Consider the following 7269-nt stretch of genomic DNA (forward strand, 5'->3'; position numbering starts at 1 on the left):
AAAGGTTGTATTTTTTTTCAAATGATCGCAAGTCCGGCGGCCATCAGGAACATCCCGGCCACGAGCCCGTAGAGCGACCAGTGCTCTTCTCCGTATTTGTGCGCCATCGGCAGCAGGCCGTCGAAGGTCACGAACACCATGACGCCCGCCACCGCCGCGTAGATGATCTCCAGCAGCGTCCCCGTCAGAAACGGCGCGAGCACAAGATAACCGAGCAGCGCACCGGCCGGGTCCGCAAGCCCGGTCAAACTCGCGTACCAGAACGCCTTCGCCCGGCTGCCGGTCGCATAATAAACCGGCACTGAAACCGCAATTCCCTCCGGAATGTTGTGCAGCGCCATCGCGAGCGCGACCGGAATCCCAAGTTCGAGCCCGGTCAGACTCGCCGCAAAAACCGCCAGCCCTTCCGGAAACTTGTGGATCGCAATCGCCGCCGCAAACCGGATTCCTGCCCGATGCAGTTTCGCACTGTCGGGCGGAGCCTGGCCGTTCATCTCCTCAAGCGACTTCGTTTCATGCGGATTCACCGGTTCCGGAACGAGCCGGTCGATGATTCCCGCTGCGAGCATCCCGCCGAAAAAAGCCGCCATCGCCGCGAATGCACCCGTCCTTCCGCCGAACGCCTCGCGCAACGCCGTGTTGGCGCCCGCAAGCAGCTCGACGAACGAGATGTAGATCATCACCCCGCCGGAGAGACCGAGCGCCACCGACAGAAACCGCGTGTTCGTCCGCCGGGTGAAAAAAGCCGCCCCCGCACCAGCCGCGGTGGCCGCTCCGGCCAGCGTGGTCAGGAGCAGTGCGCCCCATACCGATCCCGATCCCGGCAACAGCTCCATGGGGTTACTTCCGTTCGTTCTCCACAAGCTCGCGGTGCAGCGCCTTCTGCGCGGATTCGAAGTCGCCGCGGTCGATGATGAACTGCATGTTCACCTGCCGGATGCACTGGTCGAGCGCAAGCACGTTGATGTGTTCTTCCGCAAGCGCCTTTGCCGCACGGTGCAGGAAACCCGGAATCTTCATGTTCGTGCCGATCACACTCACGATCGCGACTTCCCGCGTCGAAACCCGCGCTCCATGGAACCGCTCCCTGAGCTCTTCCAGGCACTGGTTGAGCCCTTTCGCCTTTTCGGAGACGAAATGGGTGATCGTGTTCGCGTTCGTGTTCTTCGCAATGTAGCTGATCTTGTTTTTCGCGAAGCTCGCGAGCACGTTGTAATCGTATCCGGGTTCGCCGACCATCTCGGGGTCGAACACCTCGATCGCAAGCACATCGCGGCGACCGCAGATCATGTCCACGCGCGGAGTCGGAGAAACGTAGTCGCGCGAAATCAGCGTGCCGGGATTGCCCGGATCGAACGCGTTCGCCACGCGGATCGGAATCCCCGCAAGCTCCATCGCCTTCGACGCCTTCGGATGGATCGCCTCCATCGCCATATCCGCGAGCTGGTCGGCGATGTCGTAGTTCGTGTGCCCGATCGTGCGGACCTTGTCCTGGCCGATCAGCTTCGGATCACCGGTCGAAAGGTGGAACTCCTTGTGGATGATTCCCTCGCGTGCGCCGGTCACGACCGCGAGTTTGCTGAAGGTGATCTCGCTGTATCCACGGTCGAACTTGGCCATGACGCCCTCTTTGCATTTCGCGTAGCCGGTCACGATCGGCATGCAGCTCGCGAAGTCGAGCCCCGCGAGGTGACTCATGATGGTCTCCTCCATCGATCCGGTATCCTGGTCGCGCCAGCCGGAGAGGTCGACAAACACCGCATTCACGCCGCGTTCGCGCAGAATCAGCGTTGAATTGAACGCACTGTGCGCTTCCCCGATCGAACTCAGAAGTTCGCGCGCCGCCGGAAGATAATCCTCGCGGTGGAAGTGGCCGAAGCTGCGCAGCTGCATGAGATGGCGCAGACAGTTCTTCACGCCGTCCATGCGTTCGTTCACGAAATCGTCCGCAGCGGTCTGATCGAGTCCGAGCTCCTCGAAGGAGCGGTTCAGCTTGATCATCGCGTTGCGGGTCTCTTCAAGCTTGTTCTCCCAGACCCGGTCGCCGGCCGCGAAACTCGCATAGATGCCGGGGGCGGCGGTCTTCTTGTTCTCCAGCAGCAGATTCGTGATGCCGCCGTAAGCGGAAACCACGAAGATGCGGTTGTAGAGCTCATCTCCCTTGCGGCTGCCGATCAGGATGTTGTCCATGAGCTCGCCGAAGCGGGTCATCGAGGTCCCGCCGATTTTTTCTACGGTATGCTGTCCCATTTCCTGAATGAATTCCTGTTGCTTAAATGTCTTCGATGCGCATGAGTTTGACCGGAGAGTGATTGATCGAAAGCGTGTCGATCTCACCGAGCGCGCTCTTGATCTCCTTCTCAACGGCCTTGTGGGTCAGAATCACGAGCGGAACCACTCCGTCCGCGTCGCGGCGTTCATGCTGAATCAAACTCGAAATGCTGATCGACTTTTCCGCAAGGATCTGCGTGATCGACGCGAGCACGCCCGGACAGTCCTTGACCATGAAACGCAAATAGTAGCGGGACGAGGCCTCGTCGATCGACACGACTTCACTGAACTGTTCCCCGGGGCGGAACGCCGGAATCCTCCGCACCGAACCGCTGACGATGTTCAGCGCCACATCGGTGATGTCCGCAACCACGGCGCTTGCAGTTGCACTGCGTCCGGCGCCGCGCCCGTAGAAGAGCGTCTGGCCGACGGTGTCGCCCTCGACCATCACGCCGTTGAACACGTCGGAGATTCCGGCAAGAAGCGTGCTCTTCGGAATCAGCGTCGGATGCACGCGCATCTGCACCTTGCCGTCGAGCTGCTTGATGATCCCGAGCAGTTTGATCCGGTAGCCGAGCTCGTCGGCGTACTGCAGATCAGCAAGCTCAAGCCTGCGGATTCCCTCGACATGGACCGGATCCATTCCGAACCAGCGCCCGAATGCCAGCGAGGCGAGAATCGAAGTCTTGTGCGCGGTGTCGAAGCCGTCGATGTCGAGAGAGGGATTCGCCTCCGCGTACCCGAGTTTCTGCGCGTCGGCCAGAACCGTGTCGAAGTCGGCTCCCTCTTTCTCCATCCGGGTCAGAATGTAGTTGCACGTTCCGTTCATGATTCCGTAGATGCGGTTGATCCGGTTCGAGACGAGACCTTCGCGCAACGCCTTGATGATCGGAATCCCTCCGGCCACGCTCGCCTCGTAGCAGACGTCCACCCCGGATTGTTCCGCCGCATCGAAGATTTCCTGCCCGTGCATCGCGAGCAACGCCTTGTTTGCGGTGACGACATGTTTGCCCGCCTTGATCGCGTCGAGGATGAACTTCTTCGCGATGGTGGTTCCGCCGATGAGTTCGACCACGATGTCGGCCGAATCGATCGCCTCGACCGCGTTGGTGGTCAGCAGCTCTTTCGGCACGGCGACACCCCGGTCGGTCGTGATGTCGAGATCGGCGATGCGGGTCAGAACGAGCTTCACGCCGGTGCGTTTGGCGATCACTTCGCCGTTTTTCAGAATATTCTCCGCGACTCCGGCTCCGACCGTGCCGAATCCGATGATTGCGACTTTGACTTCTTTCACGTTCTGTTTCTCCGTCCTGTGAGATGTTTACAGCAAACTTTCGTCAAAATGACAATATAGCACTCCGAAGCTGTTTTGTAAATACATCCTCCCGTCTTTTTGGCGAAAATCCACTCTTCCGCCTTGACTTACGGGCGGGCAGATGTATCTTTTACACGGATCGGCAGGAATGGAAAACATCACGGGGGATTTTATGTACAAGCGAAAACTCTGTCTCGGCGTCAATGTGGAATTCGGCGGTACGGAAACCGAACTGATCGAATCGATCGGGCAGGCGGGATTCGACGGCTTTTTTACCGGGTGGTCGCCCGATGCTCCGATCGGCGCGTGGCGGAAACTCGCCGACCGGCTCGGACTTTTTTATCAGTCGATCCACGCTCCTTTTCTTCGGGCCGCCGACATGTGGAAGGAGGGCGATGGCGCCGAGGCCGCCGTCGCGGAATTGCTCGCATGTCTGCGCACCTGCTCCGAACAGGAGGTCCCGATCATGGTTGCGCACGCCTTCATCGGTTTTGAGGATCACACTCCGAATGAGCGTGGCGTCGCGAATTTCGAGCGGATCGCGCGCGAGGCGGAGCGTCTCGGCGTCACGCTGGCGCTTGAAAACACTGAGGGAGAGGAGTACCTGGCCGCTCTCATGCCGCTGGCCGACGCATACGGCTGTGTCGGATTTTGCTGGGATTCGGGGCACGAAATGTGTTACAACCGCAGTCGCGATCTGCTTGCGCTTTATGGAAAACATCTGGTCTGCACCCATCTGAACGACAACCTCGGAATCCGCGATTTCGACGGGCGGATCACATGGCTCGACGATCTGCATCTGCTGCCGTTCGACGGCGTCGCCGACTGGAAGGCGATTGCGGCGCGTCTCAATCGCTGCGGTTACGACGGTGCTTTCACCTTCGAACTGAACCGGAAAAGCAAGCCGGACCGCCACGAGAACGACTGCTACGGAAATTTGTCCTCCATCGAATATCTCACCGAAGCGTACAAACGCGCCTGCCGGGTCGCGTATCCCGCATCCGGATTCTGAAAAAACGAAACCTCCGGGAGTCATCCCCCGGAGATCCTGATGTCGTGTGGATGGTTACTTCGTCTCTTCCGCAATCGTCGCCGGATGTTCGATCCGGTTCAGTTTACGTCCGTACCAGATGCTCCAGCCGGTCGTCACCAGGCAGAAGAGAATCGCCAGAATGTAGGCGGTACGGAGCTCCAGACCGCATCCGACCGGCGGTTTGCCGAGCGGCCCGCCGTGTGCCGGGGAGATCCAGAGAATGTAGGTCGTGACGATGAAGGTCATGAACGCCCCCGGCACTGCCGTGATCCATCCGGGTTTGCCGTGGCGGAAAAGCCAGACCGTGCCCGCGGTCAGCGTGCAGCTCGCGAGCACCTGGTTGCCCCACGCAAAGTAGACCCAGAGCTGGTTGAAGGTCTCCACGCTCTGATTTGACCACCAGAGCAGCAGAACCACGATCACGATGAGCGGCACGCAGAGCAGAAAGCGGTTGCGGATCGGCTTCTGCTGAATGTTGAACATTTCCGCGAGACTCAACCGCAGGCTGCGCATCGCCGTGTCGCCCGAAGTGATCGCGAGAATCACCACGCTGATGACCGTGACCGCCCCGACCCAGGAGCCGAGGAAGTAGGTCGTGATTTTCGAAAGGACCGTGGTCGCGTCGACCTTCATGAGTTCCGGGAAAAGGTTGTAGATCGCGAGGCCCGCCGCAGCCCAGATCATGCCGATCACCCCTTCGAGAACCATCATGCCGTAGTAGCTCGATCTGGCCTGGTTTTCATGGGCCATCGTGCGGGCGATGATCGGCGACTGGGTCGCGTGGAATCCGGAGAGAATTCCGCAGGCGATCGTAACGAACAGCATCGGCAGAATCGGGCTGTTGTTTTCGGGGGTCAGCATTCCGGCCCGAAACGCCTCCGACTCCTGAAGCAGCGACGGATCCTTGCAGGCGTGATACATCAGTACCGCGAAGATCGCGAAGGTTCCGAGGATCAGCAGCGCGCCGAAGAACGGATAGATCGACCCGATGATCTTGTCCACCGGGAAGAGCGTCGCGGCAATATAGTAAAGGAAAATCAGCCCCACAATGTACCAGAAATAGGGGCTTTCCGGCCAGAAGCCGTCAATGAGTTTCGCCGGGATGTTGATGAACACCGCGACGACGAGCAGCAGCAGGAGGATCATGAAGGCCGAGAAGATCCAGTAGAAAGCCTTCCCGGTGTTCATCCGGATCAGCGCCGGGAGGTTCGCGCCGTTGTGGCGCAGGGACATCATGCCGCCGACGAAGTCGTGCACCGAACCGCCGATGATGTTGCCGATCGGGATGATGAGAAACGCGACCGCCCCGAACTTGATCCCGAGAATCACCCCGATCACGGGACCGACTCCGGCGATGTTCAGAAGCTGAATGAGCATGTTTTTCCAGTGCGGAAGCCGGACGTAATCAACGCCGTCGCAGCAGGTCTGGCAGGGGGTCGGGCGATCGTCCGGACCGAGAATCTTTTCAACGAGTCTTCCATAGGTGAAGTAGCCGATGACGAGTATCGCCATCCCGATCAGAAACAGCAGCATGATAACCCCCTCGATTTGAGACTTGTTCTGAACGAAACTCATTAATATACTTCGAATTCCGTTCCAATGCAAGTTATTGTTTGCGTTTTCCGGAATCGAGGCGGAACTCCCGCGGTGTGCATCCCTGCTGCTTCCGGAATTGACGGTTGAAGCATGAAAGCGAGGGGAATCCGCAGCGTGCGGCGACCTCTGAAATCGAGGATCGGCCGCTGCGCAGTTCGGCCAGCGCCATGCCGATGCGCAGCTTGTTCAAATACTCCTGCGGGGAGCTCCCGAGTTCGCGCCGGAACACTCTGCGGAAGTTCGTCAGGCTCATGCAGCAGAGCCGCGCGGCGGCCGTCACGGTGGCCGTCCCCGCGCAGTTCCGGCTGAAATAGGCGATCGCGGGGGCCACCCGTTCAAATTCGCCGGCGCTCCGTTCCGGGTGGAGATGCGGAACGGTTTCCCCGAACTGTTTTCTGAAATGGAGCGCCAGCAGCAGCACCAGTGCGCATTGTTCCTCCTGTTCTTCGGCCCGGAACAGCTCTTCGAGCAGTCGGCTGCCGCGCGGATCGGTTCCGCCGTCCCGGATGTTTCGGAATCCCGCCCCCCGGAGCGCCGGGAGAAAGCGAAGGTCCAGATCCGGAAAATGCGGCAGCAGTATCCGTTCGAAATCGAGATAGTACCACACCCAGTGCGAAGTTGTCCCGGCGGCGCTCGTGGCAAGATGCGCCTCCGTCGGGTCGATCACGGAGTAGTCTCCCCGGCGGAAATTCATGATTTTACCCTCCACCACGAAAACACCCTCTCCCTCAAGGCAGAGGCCCAGTTCTAGGCAGTCGTGGCGGTGCAGGTAGTCGATCTCCCGGGCCGGATGACGCGGATGATCATGGATGCTCAGCGGAAATGTCCCCCCCGGTGCCTGCGGCAGAAATTGAATCGCATAATTTGGTCGATTCTGCATGGTTTTTGCTCTTTTTTGTCTGGTTTAAATCGTGATCGCCCATTATACTATAAATCGAGACCGGGAGAAAGACAAGAACACAGACCGGGAAAACAAGAAGGAGATGGTATGATAAATAGCTGACGTTCGCGGTTTCTGCTTGCGGCGTGTAATTTATGGCGATTAACTTACACG

At 59.2% G+C, this 7269-nt stretch carries 6 protein-coding genes; 1 reads left to right on the forward strand and 5 read right to left on the reverse strand.

All coding sequences use genetic code 11. The features are described 5' to 3' along the window. Window positions 1-17: 17 nt before the first annotated feature. From zupT to Q0K10_RS13085, 3 genes are read right to left on the reverse strand one after another with little or no spacing between them, the layout of a single operon-like run. Complete coding sequence (gene zupT / locus Q0K10_RS13075) at window positions 18-836, reverse strand: zinc transporter ZupT (protein WP_294507797.1); 819 nt, start codon at window positions 834-836, stop codon at window positions 18-20. Between the two features lie 4 nt (window positions 837-840). Next, entirely contained in the window at window positions 841-2250 is a 1410-nt protein-coding gene (locus tag Q0K10_RS13080; RefSeq protein ID WP_294507799.1) for an aspartate kinase, read from the reverse strand. 22 nt (window positions 2251-2272) lie between these two features. After that, window positions 2273-3565 carry a homoserine dehydrogenase gene (locus Q0K10_RS13085; protein WP_294507801.1) on the reverse strand — a complete coding sequence of 431 codons (1293 nt, stop codon included), beginning with the start codon at window positions 3563-3565 and terminating at the stop codon, window positions 2273-2275. Window positions 3566-3758: 193 nt separating this feature from the next. Here Q0K10_RS13085 and Q0K10_RS13090 point away from each other — a divergent pair, with 193 nt between their 5' ends. Then, on the forward strand, window positions 3759-4598 hold the full coding sequence (locus tag Q0K10_RS13090; RefSeq protein ID WP_294507803.1) for a TIM barrel protein: 840 nt from the start codon (window positions 3759-3761) through the stop codon (window positions 4596-4598). 54 nt (window positions 4599-4652) lie between these two features. Here the strand turns inward: Q0K10_RS13090 and Q0K10_RS13095 are convergent, their stop codons facing one another. Continuing rightward, window positions 4653-6152: a carbon starvation CstA family protein gene (locus Q0K10_RS13095; RefSeq protein WP_294507805.1), complete on the reverse strand. Its 1500-nt coding sequence runs from the start codon at window positions 6150-6152 to the stop codon at window positions 4653-4655. A gap of 73 nt (window positions 6153-6225) precedes the next feature. Further along, window positions 6226-7095, reverse strand: coding sequence for an AraC family transcriptional regulator (locus tag Q0K10_RS13100; RefSeq protein ID WP_294507808.1), 870 nt, complete (start codon window positions 7093-7095; stop codon window positions 6226-6228). Window positions 7096-7269 lie beyond the last annotated feature (174 nt).

The organism is uncultured Victivallis sp., assembly GCF_944391105.1.
Taxonomy (GTDB): domain Bacteria; phylum Verrucomicrobiota; class Lentisphaeria; order Victivallales; family Victivallaceae; genus Victivallis.

Excerpts from the sequence above, each read along its gene's own strand:
- Q0K10_RS13090 (WP_294507803.1), top strand. The coding sequence starts at position 3,759 with ATGTACAAGCGAAAACTCTGTCTCGGCGTCAATGTGGAATTCGGCGGT.
- Q0K10_RS13080 (WP_294507799.1), bottom strand. The coding sequence starts at position 2,250 with ATGGGACAGCATACCGTAGAAAAAATCGGCGGGACCTCGATGACCCGC.
- Q0K10_RS13095 (WP_294507805.1), bottom strand. The coding sequence starts at position 6,152 with ATGCTGCTGTTTCTGATCGGGATGGCGATACTCGTCATCGGCTACTTC.
- Q0K10_RS13100 (WP_294507808.1), bottom strand. The coding sequence starts at position 7,095 with ATGCAGAATCGACCAAATTATGCGATTCAATTTCTGCCGCAGGCACCG.
- zupT (WP_294507797.1), bottom strand. The coding sequence starts at position 836 with ATGGAGCTGTTGCCGGGATCGGGATCGGTATGGGGCGCACTGCTCCTG.